Raw genomic sequence first — 21,206 nt, 5'->3', positions numbered from 1 at the left:
GCATGTCCCTCGCCGTCCGCGTGATCCCGTGCCTCGACGTGGCCGGCGGCCGCGTCGTCAAGGGCGTCAACTTCCTGAACCTCCGCGACGCCGGCGACCCCGTCGAACTCGCCGCCCGATATGCGGAGCAGGGCGCCGACGAACTGACCTTCCTCGACGTCACCGCCACGGTCGACGACCGCTCGACGACGTTCGACATGGTCCGCAGGGTCGCCGAGCAGGTCTTCATCCCGCTCACGGTCGGCGGCGGCGTCCGCTCGACCGACGACGTCGCGCGCCTGCTCGGCCACGGCGCAGACAAGATCGGCGTGAACAGCGCCGCGATCGCGCGCCCCGAGCTGATCGCCGAGATCGCCGACCGGTTCGGCGCGCAGGTGTGCGTGCTCTCGCTCGACGTGAAGCGCTCCGGTCGCACCGAGTCGGGCTTCGTCGTCACCACCCACGGCGGTCGCACCGAGACCGAGCTCGACGCGCTCGACTGGGCCCGCAGGGCGATCGGGCTCGGCGCGGGCGAGTTGCTCGTCAACTCGATCGACGCCGACGGCACCAAGCAGGGCTTCGACCTCGAACTCGTGCGGCGCATGCACGAGCTCTCGAGCGTGCCCGTCATCGCGTCGGGCGGCGCCGGTGCGCTCGAGCACTTCGCGCCCGCGATCGAGGCCGGAGCCGACGCCGTGCTCGCGGCATCCGTCTTCCACAACGGCGAGCTCACCATCGGCGAGGTCAAGCGGGCCCTCGCCGCGGACGGAAGGGTGGTGCGATGACGTACCGCGACGACGAGGAGCTCGAACGCGACGCCGAGCCCTGGACGCCCGACGCGGCCGCGGTCGACCGGGCGGCGTTCAACGCCGACGGGCTGCTGCCCGCGGTCATCCAGCAGTGGGACACCGGGGAGGTCCTCATGCTGGGCTGGATGGACCGCGAGGCCATGCGGCGCACGCTCACCGAGGGGCGCGTGACGTTCTGGTCGCGATCGCGTCAGGAGTATTGGCGGAAGGGCGACACGTCGGGCCACGCGCAGTACGTCCGTTCCGCCGCGCTCGACTGCGACGCCGACACCCTGCTCGTGCAGGTCGAGCAGGTCGGCGTCGCCTGCCACACCGGCACCCGCACCTGCTTCGACGGCGACCCCCTGGAGGTCGTGACCGTCGGCGTCGGGTCCGCACCCGCACCCGACCCCAGATCCGGAGGAGCACGATGACGGCCGCCCGCACCGCCACGACCCGCTTCGGCGACTTCACGGCGCTCCTGCCCGGGCGCCGCGTCGTGCCCGTCGTGCGCGAGCTCTTCGCCGACGGCGAGACGCCGGTCGGCATCTACCGCAAGCTCGCGGGCGGCCGGCCCGGGACCTTCCTGCTCGAATCGGCCGAGCAGGGCGGCATCTGGTCGCGCTACTCGTTCGTGGGCGCTGCCTCGCACGGCGTGCTCACCGACCGCGATGGCCGGGTCGAGTGGCTCGACTACGGGATGTCGCGCGAACGCGCCCTCGGCGAGACATCCGTCGAGCTCGCGCCGCTCGCCGCGCTCGAGGCGCTCTACCTGCGGTGGCAGACCGAGGACGTGCCCGGTGCGCCGCCGCTCACCGGCGGCCTCGTCGGCTTCATCGGCTGGGAGGCGATCCGCCAGATCGAGCACCTGCCGAATCGCCCGCCGGCCGACTTCGACGTGCCCGGCCAGGCCTTCGCATTCGTCTCCGAGCTCGTCGTGATCGACCACCGGACCGGAACCGTCCAGCTCGTGGCATCCGTGCTCAACGACCGCGACGAGCCGGCCGAGCAGCTCTGGGCCGACGCGCAGGCGCGCCTCGACCGCATGCAGTCCGCGCTCGCCGAGCCCGCCGAGGCACACCTCGCGGAGATCGACCTCGCGCGTGCACCCGAGCCGCGGTCCCGCACCGAGAAGGCCGACTTCCTCGCCGCGGTCGAGCGGTCGAAGGAGTACATCCGCGAGGGCGACATCTTCCAGGTCGTCGTCTCGCAGCGGTTCGAGCAGGAGGCGACGGCCCACCCGATCGACGTGTACCGGGTCCTCCGCAGCCTGAACCCCAGCCCGTACATGTACCTGCTGCACCTCGAGGATGTCGCGGGCGAGCCGTACTGGATCGTCGGCTCGTCGCCGGAGGCCCTCGTCAAGGTCGAGGACGGCCGCGTGTACACGCACCCGATCGCCGGCTCGAAGCCCCGCGGCGCCACCCCGGAGGACGACGCCGACCTCGAGGCCGAACTCGTCGCCGACCCGAAGGAGCAGGCCGAGCACCTCATGCTCGTCGACCTCGCGCGCAACGACCTCGCGAAGGTCTGCACGGCGGGCACGGTCGAGGTGACCGAGTTCATGCGCGTCGAGCGCTTCAGCCACATCATGCACCTCGTCTCCTCCGTCGAGGGCGATCTCGGGCCCGACGCGAACGCGGTCGACGTGTTCCGGGCGACGTTCCCGGCTGGCACGCTCTCGGGCGCACCGAAACCGCGCGCGCTCGAGATCATCGACGAACTCGAGCCGGCGCAGCGCGGCGTCTACGGAGGAGTGGTCGGCTACTTCGGCTTCGGCGGCGACGCCGACCTCGCGATCGCGATCCGCACCGCCACCATCATCGGCGGCGTCGCGCGCGTGCAGGCGGGCGGTGGCCTCGTGGCCGACTCGAACCCCGAGTCGGAGTACCAGGAGTCGGTGAACAAGGCGGCCGCGCCGTTGCGCGCGGTCGCGGTCGCGAACGCCATGCGGCCCGTGCAGGCGGGGTGAACGTGCCGGCCCGCCGCATGAAGCTCGTCGCGATCCTCGGCATACTCGTGGGATCCGGACTCGCCCTCCTGTCGTGGAGTCAGGCGTGGTACACGGCGACTCTGGTCGACGGTGCGGCCGCAGGTTCCGCGGCGAGCCTCGAGGTCGGCGGCCAGGGCGCTTCGCCCGCCCTCTCCGCGCTCGCGCTCGCCGGATTCGCGCTGGCCGGTGCGCTCACGATCGCCGGCCCGCTCATCCGGATCGTGCTCGGCCTGCTCGCCGCGCTGCTCGGCGGGTGCGTCGTGCTCGCCGTCTCGCTCTCGATCGCCGATCCGGTGCGCGCCGTGTCGTCGGCGGTCGCCGAGGCGACGGGAGTCGCCGGCGCCGAGTCGACGGCCGAGCTCGTCGCCGACGTGGTCGCGTCGCCCTGGCCCGCCGTCGCGCTCGCCGGCGGCGTCGTCGTGGTGCTCGCCGGCATCGCGGTCGTCGTCACGGGCCGTGCCTGGCCCACGTCGCGTCGGTACGGCAGCGGTGTGCGTGTCGCGGCGGACGGCGCGTCGGCGGTTCCGACATCCGATCGTGCCGTCGACGCGTGGGACGATCTCAGTCGCGGCGACGACCCCACCGATGGCGACGAGCGCGCCGAACCCACCCGCTAGACTCTTCCCCGACCCCGCACAGAAGGAGCACCATGAGCACTGAGCACGTTGACCCCGGCCACGGACACTCGCCCGCGGCCTGGACGGCCGTGGTGATCATGCTCCTCGCCTTCACCATCGGTACCGTCGCGTTCTTCTTCGACGTGCAGTGGCTCGTGTGGGCGTCCGCGGCGCTCCTCGTCGTCGGGCTCGTGGTGGGGTGGGCGCTCGCCCGCGCCGGCTACGGTGTCGACGGCGACAAGGTCGCGCCCAAGGCGCACTGACGCGTGCTCGCCGAGCTCACCGCGAACGCGGTCGCCGACGCCGAGGCGCGCCGCGCCGATCGCCCGATGGCCGAGGTCGAGGCCGCGGCCCTCGCGCGCCCCGACGCGCTCGACGCGCTCGTCGCCCTCGCCCCCGCCGACCGTGTGAAGGTCATCGCAGAGATCAAGCGCTCGAGCCCGTCACGCGGCTCGCTCGCCGCGATCGACGACCCCGCCGCGCTCGCCCGCACCTACGAACTCGGCGGTGCGAGCGCCATCAGCGTGCTCACCGAGGGCCGGAGGTTCGGAGGATCCCTGGCCGACCTGGAATCGGTGCGGGCGGCGGTGTCGCTGCCCGTCCTCCGCAAGGACTTCATCGCGACGGCGTACCAGGTCTTCGAGGCGCGCGCCGCCGGTGCCGACATGGTGCTCCTCATCGTCGCCGCGCTCGACGACGCGACGCTCGCCGAGCTGTACGGGCTCATCACCGAGCTCGGCATGACGGCCCTCGTCGAGACGCACTCCGCCGATGAGCTCGATCGCGCCGCGCAGCTCGGCGCGAAGCTCATCGGCGTGAACGCCCGAGACCTCACCACCTTCGAGCTCGACCGCGACCTCTTCGGCCGCATCGCAGACCGCTTCCCCGCAGACGCGATCAAGGTCGCCGAGTCGGCCGTGCAGTCGGCGGCGGATGTCGCGCACTACCGCTCCGCGGGCGCCGACGCCGTTCTCGTGGGCGAGGCGCTGGTCACGGGCGACCCCATCTCGAACCTCTCTGCATTCCTGGCGGTGTGACATGGCCCTTCGTGCCCAGACCGGTCCCTACTTCGGCGAGTTCGGCGGGCGCTTCGTGCCCGAGTCGCTCGTCGCGGCCCTCGACGAACTCTCGGAGGCGTACACGCTCGCGAAGCTCGACCCGGCGTTCGGCGAGGAGCTCGCCGAGCTCGGTCGCAGCTACACGGGCCGACCCTCGATCATCACCGAGGTTCCCCGCTTCGCGGAGCACGCGGGCGGCGCCCGGGTCATCCTGAAGCGGGAGGACCTCAACCACACGGGCTCCCACAAGATCAACAACGTGCTCGGCCAGGCGCTGCTCACCAAGCGCATCGGCAAGCAGCGCGTCATCGCCGAGACGGGCGCCGGCCAGCACGGCGTCGCGACCGCCACCGCCGCCGCGCTCTTCGGGCTCGACTGCACGATCTACATGGGCGAGGTCGACACCGAGCGTCAGGCCCTCAACGTGGCGCGTATGCGGCTGCTCGGCGCCGAGGTGATCGCGGTGAAGACCGGATCGCGCACGCTCAAGGACGCGATCAACGACGCGATGCGCGACTGGGTCACGAACGTCGAGACGACGAACTACATCTTCGGCACGGTCGCGGGTCCGCACCCGTTCCCCGAGATGGTGCGCGACTTCCAGAAGATCATCGGCGAGGAGGCGCGCCAGCAGGTGCTCGACCTGACCGGCTCGCTGCCGACCGCCGTCGCGGCATGCGTGGGCGGCGGGTCGAACGCGATCGGGATCTTCCACGCCTTCCTCGACGACGCCGACGTGGCGCTGTACGGCTTCGAGGCCGGGGGCGAGGGTGTGGAGACGCCGCGTCACGCCGCGACCATCTCCAAGGGCCGACCGGGCGTCCTGCACGGCGCGCGCAGCTACCTCCTGCAGGACGAGGACGGCCAGACGATCGAGTCGCACTCGATCTCAGCGGGCCTCGACTACCCGGGCGTCGGCCCGGAGCACTCCTGGCTCGCCGCGCTCGGCCGTGCGACGTACCGTGCGGTGACGGATGACGCGGCCATGCAGGCCCTTCGACTGCTGACGCGCACCGAGGGCATCATCCCGGCGATCGAGTCGGCGCACGCGCTCGCGGGTGCGATCGAACTCGGCAACGAGCTCGGACGGGACGCCACGATCCTCGTGAACCTGTCCGGGCGCGGCGACAAGGACATGGACACCGCTGCCCGCTACTTCGGACTGTACGACGGAGGCGAGCAGTGAGGAACGTCGGCCCCGTCATCGCACGGAGGAACGAGGAGGCCGCCGGCGCGCTGATCGGCTACCTGCCCGTCGGCTTCCCGACGCTCGACGAGAGCGTCGACGCCGCCGTCGCGCTCGTCGAGAACGGCGTCGACGTGCTCGAGCTCGGCCTTCCCTACTCCGATCCCGTCATGGACGGCACCGTGATCCAGGCCGCCACGCAGCAGGCGCTCGCGAACGGCTTCCGGCTCGCGCACGGCTTCGAGGGGGTGCGCCGCGTCACCGAGCGCGTGGATGCCCCGGTGCTCCTCATGACCTACTGGAACCCCGTCGTGCAGTACGGCGTCGACCGTTTCGCCGACGACCTGGCCGCCGCCGGGGGTGCGGGACTCATCACGCCCGATCTCATCCCCGACGAGGCGGCCGACTGGATCGCGGCATCCGAGCGCACCGGGCTCGACCGCGTGTTCCTCGCGGCTCCGACCTCGACCGACGCGCGGCTGCGCGCCACGATCGATGCGAGCCGCGGGTTCGTGTACGCGGTCTCGACGATGGGCATCACCGGGGCGCGGAGCGACGTCGACCGCGCCGCCCGGACGCTCGTCGCCCGCCTCGGTGAGGCGGGATCGCCGGCCAGCTGCGTCGGCGTCGGCATCTCGACGGCCGCGCAGGTCGCCGAGGTGCTCGAGTACGCCGAGGGCGCGATCGTCGGCTCGGCGCTCGTGAAGGCGCTCGCCGACGGCGGCGTCGCCGCCGCCGGCACGCTCGCGGCGGAGCTCGCGCGCGGCACCGTCCGACAGTGAAGTAGTCTCGTCGGGGCCGCCCCTCACGGCGCCTCCCGCAGCATCGACGAAAGGCAGAGCCCGGCGTGATCGCACCGCTCAGCATCCCGAGCCCCGACCCGGCGTGGCGCACGCTGGAGATCCCGATCTTCGGGCTCACGCTCAACATCCAGATGTACGCCCTGTGCATCCTCGCGGGCATCATCCTCGCCACGATCATCACGTCGCGCCGACTCACCAAGCGGGGTGCCGAGCCGGGGATCGTGCTCGACGTCGTCCTGTGGGCGGTGCCGCTCGGCATCATCGGCGCCCGGCTCTACCACGTGTTCACGCACCCTGACGACTACTTCGCCGGCCAGGAGTGGTGGAAGGTGTTCGCGATCTGGGAGGGCGGCAACGCCATCTACGGCTCGCTCATCGGCGGCGCGGTCGGCGTCATCATCGCGTGCCGCCTCACGGGCCTCCGCTTCTGGTCGTTCGCCGACGCGCTCGCTCCCGGCCTCCTCGTCGCGCAGGCGATCGGGCGCCTCGGCAACTGGTTCAACCACGAGCTCTTCGGCTGGCCGACCGATCTCCCGTGGGGCCTCGAGATCGAGGCCGACAACGCGGCGTTCCCCGCAGGACTGCCCGAGGGCACGCTCTTCCACCCGACCTTCCTGTACGAGATCGTGTGGAACCTCCTCGGCGTCGTGGTCCTCCTCGCACTCGAGCGTGCGTTCCGCCTCCGCTGGGGCAAGATGTTCGGCGCCTACCTCATCTGGTACGGCGCGGGTCGGGCCGTCTTCGAGACGATCCGCGTCGACCCGAGCGAGATGTTCCTCGGCATCCGCTCGAACGTGTGGGCGTCGTTCGCGGCGATCCTCATCGGGATCGTGATCATCATCGTCCAGAGCCGTCGGCACACCGGAATCGAGACGAGCGTGTACCGTCCGGGGCGTGAATGGGTGCCCGCGGATGCTGAGGTAGACTCTGACGACACCGAGTCCGACACCGACTCTCTCGACGATGGCGTCGAGGGCGAGAACGCACACGGCGAGCCGGCTGCCACAAGCTCGAGCCGCCCGGCCTCCGAATAGGGGCCACGCCGAAACCGCGTTCCCCATCGCTGCGCCGCACCTCGCGCTGCGAATCCTCCATCGTGGGCCGACGACGTCCCCGTTGCCACCGAGATACCGAGGACGGTCCAACGTGTCGCTTCCCCCTCCCCACGCCAGGTTCGGTCTGACTCCGCCCGCACAGGGCATGTACGACCCTGCCGACGAGAAGGACGCCTGCGGGCTCGCGATGGTCGCCACGCTGCGCGGCACCGCCGGGCACGACATCATCACTGCGGCGCTCGACGCGCTGCGGAACCTCGAGCACCGCGGTGCGGTCGGTTCCGACGCGGGCACGGGCGACGGCGCAGGGATCATCACGCAGGTGCCGGACGCATTCCTCCGAGAGGTCGCGGACTTCCCGCTCCCCGAGGCCGGTGCGTACGCGGTCGGCAACGCCTTCCTCCCCGTCGACCCCACCGCGCGGAGCCAGGTCAAGCAGCAACTGCGGCGCATCGCCGGTTCCGAGGGGCTCGAGGTCATCGGATGGCGCGAGGTCCCCGTCCGACCGGACGAGCTCGGAACGCTCGCGCGTGCGGCGATGCCGGTCGTCCAGCAGCTCTTCGTCCGGAGCTCCGCGACGACCTCGGAGGGCGCGCACGTCACGGGCATCGCACTCGACCGCCTGACGTTCCGGCTGCGCAAGCGCGCCGAGCGCGAGCTGGAGCTCTACTTCGCATCGCTGTCGAGCCGCACCCTCGTCTACAAGGGCATGGTCACGACGCTCCAGCTCGAGCCGTTCTACCCCGACCTCTCCGACGAGCGCTTCGCGTCCAAGCTCGCGCTCGTCCACTCGCGCTACTCGACGAACACCTTCCCGTCGTGGCCGCTCGCGCAGCCGTTCCGGATGATCGCGCACAACGGCGAGATCAACACGATCCAGGGCAACCGCAACTGGATGCGCGCGCGCCAGTCGCAGCTCGAGTCCGAGGTGCTCGGCGACCTCGCGCCGGTCATGCCCGTCGTCACGCCGGGTGCGAGCGACTCGGCCTCCTTCGACGAGGTCGTCGAACTGCTCACGCTCGCCGGTCGGAGCCTTCCGCACGCCGTCATGATGATGGTGCCGGAGGCGTGGGAGAAGCAGACCGAGATCGACCCCGCACGGCGGGCGTTCTACGACTATCACTCGATGCTCATGGAGCCGTGGGACGGCCCGGCGGCGATCGTGTTCACCGACGGCACTCTCGTCGGCGCGACGCTCGACCGGAACGGCCTGCGTCCGGGCCGCTACCTCGTGACCGACGACGGGCTGGTGGTCCTCGCGAGCGAGATCGGCGTGATCGACCTCCCGCAGCGTCGTGTGGTCCGCAAGGGCCGGTTGCAGCCGGGTCGCATGTTCCTCGTCGACACCGAGGCGGGTCGCCTCATCGAGGACGACGAGATCAAGGCCGAGCTTGCGGCATCCGCCCCCTGGCAGGAATGGCTCGACGAGGGTCGCATCCGCCTCGCCGACCTGCCCGAACGCGAGCACATCGTGCACCCGCCGGCGTCGGTGAACCGACGACAGCGCACCTTCGGGTACACCGAGGAGGAGGTGAAGGTCCTCCTCGCGCCCATGGCGAAGGCGGGGCAGGAACCGATCGGCGCGATGGGATCGGACACCCCGATCGCGGTGCTCTCGCAGCGCCCGCGACTGCTGTTCGACTACTTCACCCAGCAGTTCGCCCAGGTGACGAACCCGCCGCTCGACTCGATCCGCGAGCAGGTCGTGACCTCGCTCTCGACCTCCCTCGGTCCGGAGCGGAACCTGCTCGCCGAGGGTGCCGAGCACGCGCGGCAGGTCTCGCTCGACTTCCCGGTCATCGACAACGACCAGCTGGCGAAGATCGTGCACATGACCGCACCCTCGGGGGCGCGTGCCGCGCGCACGCTCCGCGGGCTGTATCGCGTCGACGAGGGCGACGCGGGCCTCCGTGTCCGGATCGACGAGCTCTGCCGCGAGGTCGACGAGGCGATCGAGGAGGGCGCGTCGTTCATCGTCCTGAGCGACCGCGACACCACGAAGGACCTCGCGCCGATCCCGTCGCTGCTCATGCTCTCGGCCGTGCACCATCACCTCATCCGGTCCGAGACCCGCATGAAGGTCGGCCTCGTGGTCGAGGCGGGTGACGTCCGCGAGGTGCACCACGTGGCGCTCCTCGTCGGCTACGGCGCGTCGGCCGTGAACCCGTACCTCGCCATGGAGACGTGCGAGGAGCTCGTGCGCTCGGGCGTCCTCACGGGGATCACCCCCGAGCAGGCGGTGCGCAACGTCATCACCGCGCTCGGCAAGGGCGTGCTGAAGATCATGTCGAAGATGGGCATCTCGACCATCGCGTCGTATGCGGGCGCCCAGGCCTTCGAGGCCGTCGGGCTCTCGCAGGAGTTCATCGACGAGTACTTCACGGGCACGACCTCGAAGCTCGGCGGCGTCGGCATCGACGTCATCGCGGCCGAGAACCGTTCGCGGCACGCGGTGGCCTACCCGGCGGATGTCGCGGTGCGGGCGCACGAGCGCCTGCAGACCGGCGGCGAATACCAGTGGCGTCGCGACGGCTCGCCGCACCTCTTCAACCCCGAGACGGTCTTCCGCCTCCAGCACTCGACGCGGAACCGCCGCTACGACGTCTTCCGCGAGTACACCGACATGGTCGACACGCAGGCGGAGCAGCTCATGACGCTCCGCGGCATGTTCGCGCTGCGCACCGGGGTGCGCCCGGCCGTGCCGATCGACGAGGTCGAGCCGGTCGAGTCGATCGTCAGGCGCTTCTCGACCGGCGCGATGAGCTACGGATCGATCTCGAAGGAGGCGCACGAGACCCTCGCGATCGCCATGAACCGCCTCGGCGCGAAGTCGAACACGGGGGAGGGCGGCGAGGACCTGGACCGCCTGCTCGACCCGGAGCGGCGCAGTGCGATCAAGCAGGTGGCGTCGGGCCGGTTCGGCGTGACGAGCATGTACCTCACGCATGCCGACGACATCCAGATCAAACTCGCGCAGGGCGCCAAGCCGGGCGAGGGTGGGCAGCTGCCCCCGACGAAGGTCTACCCGTGGGTCGCTCGCACGCGGCACGCGACGGCGGGCGTCGGGCTCATCTCGCCGCCGCCGCACCACGACATCTACTCCATCGAAGACCTCAAGCAGCTGATCTTCGACCTCAAGCGCGCCAACCCCGGTGCGAGGGTGCACGTCAAGCTCGTGAGCCAGTCCGGTATCGGCGCCGTCGCTGCCGGCACCGCGAAGGCCCTCGCCGACGTCATCCTCGTCTCGGGGCACGACGGCGGCACCGGCGCGAGCCCGCTGAACTCGCTGAAGCACGCGGGTACGCCCTGGGAGCTCGGCCTCGCCGAGACGCAGCAGACGCTCATGCTGAACGGCATGCGCGACCGCGTCGTCGTGCAGGTCGACGGACAGCTCAAGACCGGTCGCGACGTCGTGATCGGTGCGCTGCTCGGGGCCGAGGAGTTCGGCTTCGCCACCGCTCCGCTCGTCGTCGAGGGCTGCGTGATGATGCGCGTCTGCCACCTCGACACGTGCCCGGTCGGCGTCGCGACCCAGAACCCCGAGCTGCGCAAGCGGTTCACGGGCAAGCCGGAGTTCGTCGTGAACTTCTTCGAGTTCATCGCCCAGGAGGTGCGCGAGTACCTCGCCGAGCTCGGATACCGGTCGCTCGACGAGATCATCGGGCGACGCGAGCTCCTCGACGTCGAGCGCGCGGTGAGCCACTGGAAGGCCTCCGGCCTCGACCTCACGCCCGTGCTCGTCGGCCCGGACTTCTCCGACGCCGAGCCGCGTCGCAACGGCCGGTCGCAGGACCACGAGCTCGACGAGCACTTCGACAACGAGCTCATCCGGCGCAGCGCCCTCGTGCTCGAGCAGGGCGGGCGGGTCGAGATCGAGCTGCCGATCCGCAACACCGAGCGTGCCGTCGGAACGATGCTCGGCCACGAGGTCACCGTGCGCCACGGCGCGCAGGGCCTCCCCGAGGCCTCGATCGACGTGACGCTGACCGGCAGCGCCGGCCAGTCGTTCGGCGCGTTCCTGCCGAGCGGCATCCGCCTGCGCCTCGAGGGAGACTCGAACGACTACGTCGGCAAGGGCCTCTCGGGCGGCCAGATCATCGTGCGGCCGTCGCGTGAGGCCGGATTCATCGCCGAGCGCAACGTGATCGCCGGCAACGTGATCGGCTACGGCGCGACGCAGGGCAGCATGTTCATCCGCGGCATCGTGGGGGAGCGCTTCCTCGTCCGGAACTCGGGGGCGACCGCCGTCGTCGAGGGCGTCGGCGACCACGCGCTGGAATACATGACCGGCGGGCTCGCCCTGATCCTCGGTCCGACGGGGCGGAACCTGGGTGCCGGGATGTCGGGCGGCACGGCCTACGTGCTCGACCTCGCGGAGGCGAAGGTCAACCGCGAGTCGCTCTCGAGCGGCGAGCTCGAGCTCCACGAGCTCGGCAGCGCCGATCACGAGATCGTCCGCGACCTGCTCGAGCAGCACCTCGAGCACACCGATTCCGCGGTCGCCGCGAGACTGCTCGCCGAGGGCGACGCCGCGTTCGACCGATTCACGAAGGTGCTCCCGCGCGACTACGCCGCGGTCCTCCGGACCCGGCAGAGCGCCGTCGACGAGGGCCTCGACCCCGACGGCGACGTGGTGTGGAGCCGGATCCTGGAGGTGACCGGTGGCTGAGCGCCAGGCGCACGGCCGCACGGTTCCGATCGACTGCATGGAGGTGACGGGTGGCTGACCCGAAGGGCTTTCTGAAGGTCACCGAGCGGGAGCTTCCCAAGCGTCGCCCCGTCCCGGTGCGCATCATGGACTGGAAAGAGGTCTACGAGCAGGGCGACTCAGCCCAGCTCAGACGCCAGGCCGGGCGATGCATGGACTGCGGCATCCCGTTCTGCCATCAGGGCTGCCCGCTCGGCAACCTGATCCCCGAGTGGAACGACCTGATGTGGCGCGGCGAGGGCCGCGCCGCGATCGAGCGGCTGCACGCGACGAACAACTTCCCGGAGTTCACCGGTCGGCTCTGCCCCGCCCCGTGCGAGTCGGCGTGCGTCCTCGGGATCAACCAGCCGGCGGTGACGATCAAGCAGGTCGAGGTCTCGATCATCGACCAGGCGTTCGGGAGCGGATGGGTGCAGCCGCAGCCGCCCGGCCGCCTCACCGGGAAGACCGTCGCGGTCGTGGGCTCCGGTCCGGCGGGCCTCGCGGCCGCCCAGCAGCTCACCCGTGCCGGGCACACCGTCGCCGTCTACGAGCGCGACGACCGCATCGGCGGGCTGCTCCGCTACGGCATCCCCGACTTCAAGATGGAGAAGAAGCACCTCGAGCAGCGCCTCGCGCAGATGACGGCCGAGGGCACCCGCTTCCGGGCAGGTGTCGAGATCGGTGTCGACCTCGCGTGGGACGAGCTCCGCCGGCGCTACGACGCCGTCGTGGTCGCCACGGGCGCGCTCGTGCCCCGAGACCTGCCGATCCCGGGTCGCGACCTGCCGGGCGTGCACTTCGCCATGGAGTACCTCACGCAGTCGAACCGGGTGGTCGCGGGCGACGACGTGTTCGACCAGATCAGCGCCGAGGGCAAGCACGTCGTGGTCCTCGGCGGAGGCGACACCGGCGCGGACTGCATCGGCACCGCCCACCGCCAGGGCGCGCTGTCGGTCACGAACCTCGCGATCGGCAAGCAGCCGAGCGCGACCCGCTCGGCCGAGCAGCCCTGGCCGATGCACCCGAACGTGTTCGAGGTGCAGAGCGCCCACGAGGAGGGCGGGCAGCGCCAGTACCTCGCCTCCACGGTCGAGTTCCTCGCCAACGAGGTCGGCGAGGTGCGCGCCATCCGGGTCGCCGAGACCGAGTACCTCGACGGGCGCCGCGTGCCGAAGGCGGGCACCGAGCGCGAGATCCCCGCCGACCTCGTCCTCCTGGCGCTCGGGTTCACCGGCCCGGAGACCGAGGCGGCGCACGACCAGCTCGGGCTCCGTGCCACTGACCGCGGCAACTTCGCGCGCGAGGCCGACTACGCCACCGAGGAGCCCGGCGTGTTCGTCGCCGGCGATGCCGGCCGCGGGCAGTCGCTCATCGTGTGGGCCATCGCCGAGGGCCGGGCTGCGGCGGCATCCGTCGACCGGTACCTTGAAGGTGAGACGCAGCTGCCGAGCCCCATCCCCGCGACGGCGCGAGCCTTCGCCGTGTGACCGGCGCCGTCGGCGCCTGCAGACCCCGATCCAGCGCTTCGGCGCGTAACCCCTGGAGCACACACCACATGAGAAGAGCGAAGATCGTCGCCACCCTCGGGCCGGCGACATCGAGCTACGAGCAGATCCGCGCGATCATCGATGCCGGCGTCGACGTGGCGCGCATGAACCTCAGCCACGGCAGCTACGACGTGCACGAGGGGGTCTACCAGAACGTCCGGAAGGCGGCGAACGACTCCGGTCGAGCGGTGGCCGTGCTCGTCGACCTCCAGGGTCCGAAGATCCGCCTCGGGAAGTTCGCCGACGGGCCGCACGAGCTCGCCGAGGGCGACATCTTCAAGATCACGACCGAGGACATTCTCGGAACGAAGGAGATCGTCGGCACCACGTTCAAGGGACTGCCGCACGACGTCGAGGCGGGCGACCACCTCCTCATCGACGACGGCAAGGTGCGTGTCGAGGTCCTCGACACGGACGGCACGACCGTGACCACGAAGGTGGTCGTCGCCGGTCCGGTGTCGAACAACAAGGGCATCAACCTGCCGGGCGTCGCCGTGAACGTGCCGGCCCTGTCGGAGAAGGACGAGGCCGACCTGCGCTGGGCGCTGAAGCTCGGCGCCGACCTCATCGCGCTGTCGTTCGTCCGGAACGCGCGCGACATCGAACGCGTGCACCAGATCATGGCGGAGGAGGGTCGCCGGCTGCCGGTCATCGCCAAGATCGAGAAGCCGCAGGCCGTGGAGGCGCTCGAGGAGATCATCGAGGCGTTCGACGCCATCATGGTCGCTCGTGGCGACCTCGGCGTCGAGCTGCCGCTCGAGGCCGTGCCGATCGTGCAGAAGGGGGCGATCGAGATCGCGCGGCGACTGGCCAAGCCGGTCATCGTGGCCACGCAGATGCTCGAGTCGATGACCCACGCGCCCGTGCCGACCCGCGCCGAGACATCGGACGTCGCGAATGCGATCCTCGATGGCGCGGACGCCGTCATGCTCTCCGGCGAGACGAGCGTCGGCGAGTACCCGGTGCAGACCGTGAAGACCATGGCGCGCATCATCGAGTCGACGGAGCAGCACGGCCTGCACCGGATCGCCCCGCTCGGCACGAAGCCGCGCACGCAGGCCGGGGCGATCACGCTCGCCGCGGTCGAGGTCGCGGACTTCGTCGAGGCCAAGTACCTGTGCGTGTTCACGGAGACGGGTGAGTCGGTGCGACGGATGTCGCGCCTGCGCAGCACCATCCCGATCCTGGCGTTCACGCCGTACCCCGAGATCCGTCGCCGCATGGCGCTCAACTGGGGCGTGGAGTCGTTCGTCGTCGCGCCGGTGACCCACACCGACCAGATGGTCGGTCAGGTCGACGAGGTCCTCGGGAAGACCGGGAAGGCCGAGGCCGGCGAGAAGATCGTGATCATCTCCGGGTCGCCCCCCGGCATCCCCGGCACCACGAACGACGTGCGCGTGCATGTCGTCGGCGAGGTGCTCTGACCCGATCCGTCCCGACGGCCCGGTCGCGTGCAGCGGCCGGGCCGTTCGGCGTGTCCGGGGGCATGCCGATCACGGGATCCGACCGCGTGGTGCCGGTGGTGGGGGTCGAACCCACACGCCCTTTCGGGCAAAGCATTTTGAGTGCTCCGCGTCTGCCATTCCGCCACACCGGCCTCAGGGCCCCGGCCAGAATACCGTAGGCTTTCCAGCGTGACAGACACCGAAGACACCCAGCCGGCACCGCGTCGCGTCGTGGTCGCGGAGGACGAATCGCTCATCCGCCTCGACATCGTCGAGATCCTGCGCGACAACGGCTACGAGGTGGTCGGCGAGGCCGGCGACGGCGAGACCGCGGTCCAGCTCGCGACCGAGCTGCGGCCCGACCTGGTCATCATGGACGTGAAGATGCCCCAACTCGACGGCATCTCTGCGGCGGAGCGACTCTCGAAGGGCCACATCGCCCCGGTCGTGCTCCTGACCGCGTTCAGCCAGAAGGAACTCGTCGAGCGTGCGAGCGAGGCGGGCGCGCTGGCGTACGTCGTCAAGCCGTTCACCCCCAACGACCTGCTGCCCGCGATCGAGATCGCCCTGGCCCGCCACGCGCAGATCATCGCGCTCGAGGCCGAGGTCGGCGACCTGGTCGAGCGATTCGAGACCCGCAAGCTGGTCGACCGTGCGAAGGGCCTGCTGAACGAGAAGATGGGACTCACCGAGCCCGAGGCGTTCCGTTGGATCCAGAAGGCCTCGATGGATCGTCGCCTGACGATGAAGGACGTCTCGCAGGCGATCATCGAGCAGCTCGCGCCCAAGAAGTAGGTCCTCCGGCCCTAGGCGGGAATCGACCCGCGGGGGAGTGTGTGGTGTATCCCGGGCCGTGACGGCCCGGTTCCATTCGGAACGAGGGGTGCGCACATGCTGCACGACGCGACGTCCAAGCTGGTCAGCCGGTTCGAGGAGGTCCGCCTCGGCGATGCCCCGACCGTCGGCGGCAAGGGGGCGAACCTCGGGGAGATGACCTCCGCGGGCCTGCCGATCCCGCCCGGATTCGTGGTGACCGCCGAGGCGTACCTCCGCGCGGTCTCCGCCGCCGGCGTCCGCGCGGAGCTGCTCGAGCGGTTCCGCGCGGCGGCGGAGACGGTCAACGACCCTGCCGCCCTCGCGGCCGCGGCCGCGGCACTGCGCGAGACGGTCGGCACCGTCGCGGTGCCGGACGACGTGCGTGCCGCGATCCTCGACGAGTACCACCGCCTGGGTGACCGGCTCCCCGTGGCGGTCCGTTCGTCCGCGACGTCCGAGGATGCCGAGGGCACCTCGTTCGCCGGGATGCACGAGACGTACAACAACGTCCTCGGTGACGAGGACCTGATCGCTCGGGTCCGGGACTGCTGGGCGTCGCTGTACGGCGACCGGGTCATCTCCTACCGCGCGAGCCAGGGGATGGACGAGGAGCCCGAGCTCGCCGTCGTCGTGCAGACGCAGATTCCCTCCGATCGGTCCGGCGTCATGTTCACGGTCGATCCGTCGACCGGCGCCCGGGACCGCCTGGTGATCGAGGCCGCGCTCGGCCTCGGCGAGGTCGTCGTCTCCGGCGCCGTCGAGCCGGACACGTACGTCGTCGCGAAGGACGGGCCGCGCCTCATCTCGGTGCGCGTCGGGCGTCAGACGCATCGACTCGTGCCGGGTTCGGGCGGGACCGTGGAGCGTGAGGAACTCGGACCCGAGCAGGCGGACGGACGCGTGCTCAGCGACGAGGAGGTGCTCGAGGTCGCCGCGCTCGGGCTCCGGGTCGAGGCGCACTACGGAGAGCCGCAGGACACCGAGTGGGCGTACTCCCGAGGGCGCCTCTGGATGCTGCAGTCCCGGCCGGTCACGACGCTCGGCGGTGGCTCGACGCCGACGGCGGGAGGGACGAGCAGTCCGTCCGTCGAGGGCACCGCGCCGGCGGGCACCGCGCCGGCGGGGACCGTGCTGCTGCGGGGCCTCGCCGCCGCCCCGGGGCGCGTCTCGGGGCGCGTCCGCATCCTCCAGGAGCCCGAGGACGGCGGCCGGTTGCAGGCGGGCGAGATCCTCGTCGCCCCGATGACCAATCCCGACTGGGTCCCGACCATGCGTCGCGCGGCCGCGGTCGTGACCGACGGCGGCGGCATGACCTGCCATGCCGCGATCGTCGCGCGCGAGCTCGGCGTCCCTGCGGTCGTCGGGGCGCGGACCGCGACGACGGTGCTCCGCGACGCCGAACTGGTGACGGTCGACGGTGCGAAGGGCGAGGTGATCGAAGGGGCGGATGCCGCGGGGGCCGCGTCATCCGCCCCCGCGGTCACGACCGCGCGGGCCGTGCCGACCTCCGGAGCCTCCGCCGAACGCGAGTCGCTCGCGACGAAGCTCTACGTCAACCTCGCGATCGCGGAACGCGCGGCGGACGTCGCGGCGCTCGAGGTCGACGGTGTGGGTCTGCTGCGGGCCGAGTTCATGATCACCGACGCGCTCGGGGGACTCCATCCCCGCGAGATGCTCGCGCGCGGCGAGCGCGACGAATTCGTCCGCCGTATGACCGAGTCGCTGCTCGCGGTGACGCGCGCGTTCGGGCGCCGGCCCGTCGTGTACCGCACGATCGACTTCCGCACGAACGAGTTCCGCGGCCTGGAGGGCGGCGATCGCTTCGAGCCGCAGGAGAACAATCCGATGATCGGCTACCGCGGCGCGTACCGATACGTGAAGGAGCCCGAGCTCTTCGCCCTCGAGCTCGAGCTCCTCGCCAGGGTGCGCGAGGAGACGCCGAACCTGCACGTCATGCTGCCGTTCGTGCGCACGCGGTGGGAACTGGAGGCGTGCCTCGAACTCGTCGACGCGAGCCCGCTCGGTCGCCAGCGCGGCCTCAGGCGATGGGTCATGGCCGAGGTGCCGTCGGTGGTCTACCGGATCCCCGAGTACGCGGCCATGGGCATCGACGGCGTCTCGATCGGTTCGAACGACCTCACGCAGCTCATGCTCGGCGTGGACCGCGACTCCGAGATCTGCGCCGAGCTCTTCGACGAGTCCGACGCCGCGGTCCTGGACGCGATCGAGCGCATCGTCACGGCGTGCCGCGCGTCCGGCATCACGTCGTCCCTCTGCGGCCAGGCGCCCTCGAACGATCCGGCGTTCGCCGAGCACCTCGTGCGGTTCGGCATCGACTCGATCTCGGTCAATCCGGATGCCGCGGAGCGCACCCGCAGGGTGGTCGCGGCCGCGGAGCGGCGGATCCTCCTCGATGCCGCGCGGGGCGCGCGAGCCCACTGAGGCCCCGACGGCGGGAGGGGTCGGTGTCGGTGCCCGCTTGTAGTCTTGTCGGGTGCCCGACCCCACCCCCGTGAAGCCCACCCTGCTCGTCGTCGACGGCCACTCGCTGGCCTACCGCGCCTTCTACGCGCTCCCCGTCGACAGCTTCAGCACCCGAGACGGTCAGCACACGAACGCCATCCACGGCTTCCTGTCGATGCTGCTCATGCTGCTGCGCAACGAGCGGCCCACGCACCTCGCCGTCGCCTTCGACACGTCGCGCCAGTCGTTCCGCACGCGCGAGTACACGGAGTACAAGGCCAACCGCAGCGAGACGCCGCACGAGTTCAAGGGGCAGATCGGCCTCCTGAAGGAGGCGCTGCGCGCCATGCGGATCACCGTGCTCGAGAAGGAGGACTTCGAGGCCGACGACATCCTCGCCACGCTGGCCACGCGTGGCGCGGCCGAGGGGTTCGACGTGCTCGTCGTCTCCGGTGATCGCGACACGATCCAGCTCGTCGACGACGACGTCACGCTGCTCTACCCCAACGTGCAGGGGGTCTCGCAGCTGAAGCGCTACGACTCCGATGCCGTGCTCGAGCGCTACGGGGTCCGTCCCGAGCAGTACCCCGACGTCGCTGCGCTCGTCGGGGAGACGAGCGACAACCTGCCGGGCATCACGAAGGTCGGCGAGAAGACGGCGGTCAAGTGGCTCGGCCTGTACGGCAGCCTCGACGGCATCCTCGAGCACATCGACGAGATCAAGGGCGTCGTCGGCGACAACCTGCGCCGCGAGCGCGAGAATGCGGTGCGCAACCGTCGGCTCAACCGCCTCGTGCGTGATCTCGACCTCGACGTCGAGCTCCCCGACCTCGCGGCGCAGCCGATGGACGAAGCCGCGGTCCGCGAGCTGTTCGACCGGCTCGAGTTCAAGACCCTGCTCGAGCGCGTCACCAAGATGGCGGCCGAGTCGAACGGGCTGACGGCCGACGGTACCGCTGCGCTGTCCGCCGAGGCCGAGGCGGCGGCGGTCGCCCCGGTCCCGCAGGCCCTTCGGGGCGACGAACTCGCCGCGTGGTTCGCACGGGCGACGGCGGCCGAGCCCGCCGGCCTCGGACTCAGCTTCGAGGTGCTCGACGGCCGGGTGATCGGCGCAGGCATCGCGAGCACGACCGAGAGCGTGCGGCTCGACTGGGTGGCCGGTTCGGTCGAGCTCGAGCCGTTCGAGGCGTGGCTCGCGAGCGACGCTCCGAAGGTCATGACCGATGCGAAGCCCCAGCTCAAGGCGCTGCGTCGATCGGCTCTGCCCTTCGACGGACTCGTCGTCGACACGCTCATCGCCGGATGGCTCGTCCGCCCGAGCCTCGCGGAGAAGGACCTCGTCGATCTCGTCTCCCGCTACCTCGGCGAGACCGTTCCCATGGCCGACCCGTCGCAGCTGGTCCCCGACGCCGACAGCACGGCCGGGGCGTCGGAGTTCGCCTGGTACTCGCTGCGGGTCGCCCCGCAGGTCCTCGCGGCGCTGTCCGAGGGGTCGCGGCGCGTCCTCGCCGACATCGAGATCCCGATCGTCGGGGTCCTCGCAGAGATGGAGCTCCGCGGCGTGACGGTCGAGCACGAGAAGCTCGCCGAGCTCTCGGGCCAGCTGGGTGAGCGTGCGGCCGCGCTCGCGCAGTCGGCGTACGACGAGATCGGCCGCGAGGTGAACCTCGGATCGCCGAAGCAGCTCCAGGAGGTGCTGTTCGAGCAGCTCGGCATGCCGAAGACGCGGGCCACCAAGACGGGCTACTCGACCGATGCGGGGGCGCTCGCCGACCTGCAGGAGACGAACCCCCACCCGTTCCTCGGCCTCCTCCTCGAACACCGCGACGCGACCAAGCTCCGGCAGATCGTCGAGACGCTCGACCGGTCGATCCAGTCCGACGGCCGTGTGCACACGAGCTACGTGCAGGTCGGGACCACGACCGGCCGCATCTCGTCGACCGACCCGAACCTCCAGAACATCCCGGTCCGCACCGAGGAGGGTCGGCGCATCCGCTCGGCCTTCACGCACGGCGCCGACTACGTGGAGCTGCTGACGGCCGACTACTCGCAGATCGAGATGCGGATCATGGCGCATCTGTCGGAGGATCCGGGGCTCATCGAGGCCTTCCACTCCGGCGAGGACCTGCACCGGTTCGTGGGCGCGCGCATCTTCGACGTCGACCCGGCCGAGGTCACGCCGCTCATGCGCACGAAGGTCAAGGCCATGTCGTACGGGCTCGCGTACGGGTTGAGCGCGTTCGGCCTGTCGAAGCAGTTGCGCATCGATCGCGCCGAGGCGACGCAGCTGATGAAGGACTACTTCGAGCGCTTCGGCGCGGTTCGCGACTATCTGCGCGGGGTTGTCGCCCAGGCGAAGCTCGACGGGTACACCGAGACGATCTTCGGCCGACGCCGTCCGTTCCCCGACCTGAACAGCCCGAACCGCGTGCTGCGCGAGAACGCCGAGCGTGCCGCGCTCAACGCCCCGATCCAGGGTTCCGCCGCCGACATCATGAAGTTCGCGATGATCGGCGTGGAGCGCGAGCTGCGCGAGCGCGAGCTCCGCTCGCGCATGCTCATGCAGGTGCACGACGAGCTCATCTTCGAGGTCGCGGCGGGCGAGGGCGACGAGCTCGAGGCCCTCGTGCACGACCGGATGTCGCATGCCGCGGAGTTGCTGGTGCCGCTCGACGTGCAGGTCGGCCGCGGTCGGGACTGGGAGGACGCGGCCCACTGAGCCCGGTGCCGATGCCCCCCGCTGCGCTCGGACCCGAGGCGTCCTCG

15 protein-coding genes and 1 tRNA gene are annotated in these 21,206 nt (G+C 70.9%); 15 read left to right on the top strand and 1 reads right to left on the bottom strand.

Annotation, left to right across the window (positions count from 1 at the left end; all coding sequences use genetic code 11):
• Positions 1-2 precede the first annotated feature (2 nt).
• The 12 genes from hisF (at position 3) to pyk (ending at position 15,140) form a co-directional block, all read left to right on the top strand.
• Positions 3-764, top strand: coding sequence for an imidazole glycerol phosphate synthase subunit HisF (hisF, locus tag ACIQH8_RS11740; RefSeq protein WP_400998757.1), 762 nt, complete (start codon positions 3-5; stop codon positions 762-764).
• A complete protein-coding gene (hisI, locus tag ACIQH8_RS11735) occupies positions 761-1,201 on the top strand; it encodes a phosphoribosyl-AMP cyclohydrolase (RefSeq protein WP_400998754.1) in 441 nt (146 codons plus the stop codon). Before hisF ends, hisI begins: the two co-directional genes overlap by 4 nt.
• The gene (locus ACIQH8_RS11730; RefSeq protein WP_400998752.1) at positions 1,198-2,739 is read left to right on the top strand and encodes an anthranilate synthase component I; all 1,542 of its coding nucleotides are present in this window, start codon (positions 1,198-1,200) and stop codon (positions 2,737-2,739) included. The genes hisI and ACIQH8_RS11730 overlap by 4 nt, the downstream gene beginning before the upstream one ends.
• The gene (locus ACIQH8_RS11725) at positions 2,736-3,377 is read left to right on the top strand and encodes a Trp biosynthesis-associated membrane protein (protein WP_400998750.1); all 642 of its coding nucleotides are present in this window, start codon (positions 2,736-2,738) and stop codon (positions 3,375-3,377) included. Before ACIQH8_RS11730 ends, ACIQH8_RS11725 begins: the two co-directional genes overlap by 4 nt.
• A gap of 32 nt (positions 3,378-3,409) precedes the next feature.
• Complete coding sequence (locus tag ACIQH8_RS11720) at positions 3,410-3,640, top strand: DUF6704 family protein (protein ID WP_155843226.1); 231 nt, start codon at positions 3,410-3,412, stop codon at positions 3,638-3,640.
• Positions 3,641-3,643: 3 nt separating this feature from the next.
• Positions 3,644-4,414, top strand: a complete 771-nt coding sequence (gene trpC / locus ACIQH8_RS11715) for an indole-3-glycerol phosphate synthase TrpC (RefSeq protein WP_400998746.1) — start codon at positions 3,644-3,646, stop codon at positions 4,412-4,414.
• 1 nt (position 4,415) lies between these two features.
• On the top strand, positions 4,416-5,621 hold the full coding sequence (gene trpB, locus ACIQH8_RS11710; protein WP_400998743.1) for a tryptophan synthase subunit beta: 1,206 nt from the start codon (positions 4,416-4,418) through the stop codon (positions 5,619-5,621).
• Positions 5,618-6,403, top strand: a complete 786-nt coding sequence (trpA, locus tag ACIQH8_RS11705) for a tryptophan synthase subunit alpha (RefSeq protein ID WP_400998740.1) — start codon at positions 5,618-5,620, stop codon at positions 6,401-6,403. Before trpB ends, trpA begins: the two co-directional genes overlap by 4 nt.
• 65 nt (positions 6,404-6,468) lie before the next feature.
• Entirely contained in the window at positions 6,469-7,458 is a 990-nt protein-coding gene (gene lgt, locus ACIQH8_RS11700; protein ID WP_400998737.1) for a prolipoprotein diacylglyceryl transferase, read from the top strand.
• A 166-nt stretch (positions 7,459-7,624) separates the two neighbouring features.
• Entirely contained in the window at positions 7,625-12,148 is a 4,524-nt protein-coding gene (gene gltB, locus ACIQH8_RS11695; RefSeq protein ID WP_400998735.1) for a glutamate synthase large subunit, read from the top strand.
• A 50-nt stretch (positions 12,149-12,198) separates the two neighbouring features.
• On the top strand, positions 12,199-13,656 hold the full coding sequence (locus ACIQH8_RS11690; protein ID WP_400998732.1) for a glutamate synthase subunit beta: 1,458 nt from the start codon (positions 12,199-12,201) through the stop codon (positions 13,654-13,656).
• Positions 13,657-13,724: 68 nt separating this feature from the next.
• Entirely contained in the window at positions 13,725-15,140 is a 1,416-nt protein-coding gene (pyk, locus tag ACIQH8_RS11685) for a pyruvate kinase (protein WP_400998729.1), read from the top strand.
• 87 nt (positions 15,141-15,227) lie between these two features.
• Here pyk and ACIQH8_RS11680 read toward each other — a convergent pair.
• Positions 15,228-15,313, bottom strand: a tRNA-Leu gene (locus tag ACIQH8_RS11680).
• A gap of 37 nt (positions 15,314-15,350) precedes the next feature.
• On the opposite strand from ACIQH8_RS11680, the gene ACIQH8_RS11675 reads away from it, so the two are divergent.
• The 3 genes from ACIQH8_RS11675 to polA all read left to right on the top strand — a co-directional run bounded on the left by ACIQH8_RS11675 (position 15,351) and on the right by polA (position 21,159).
• Entirely contained in the window at positions 15,351-15,956 is a 606-nt protein-coding gene (locus tag ACIQH8_RS11675; RefSeq protein ID WP_129233325.1) for an ANTAR domain-containing response regulator, read from the top strand.
• A 96-nt stretch (positions 15,957-16,052) separates the two neighbouring features.
• Complete coding sequence (ppsA, locus tag ACIQH8_RS11670) at positions 16,053-18,419, top strand: phosphoenolpyruvate synthase (protein ID WP_400998726.1); 2,367 nt, start codon at positions 16,053-16,055, stop codon at positions 18,417-18,419.
• Positions 18,420-18,471: 52 nt separating this feature from the next.
• The gene (gene polA / locus ACIQH8_RS11665) at positions 18,472-21,159 is read left to right on the top strand and encodes a DNA polymerase I (protein WP_400998723.1); all 2,688 of its coding nucleotides are present in this window, start codon (positions 18,472-18,474) and stop codon (positions 21,157-21,159) included.
• Positions 21,160-21,206: the final 47 nt, after the last annotated feature.

This window comes from Agromyces sp. GXQ0307, assembly GCF_044769845.1.
In the GTDB taxonomy this organism is placed as follows: domain Bacteria; phylum Actinomycetota; class Actinomycetes; order Actinomycetales; family Microbacteriaceae; genus Agromyces.
Note: the sequence above shows the minus strand (reverse complement) of the source record. Positions and strands in the feature narration are given on the sequence as shown.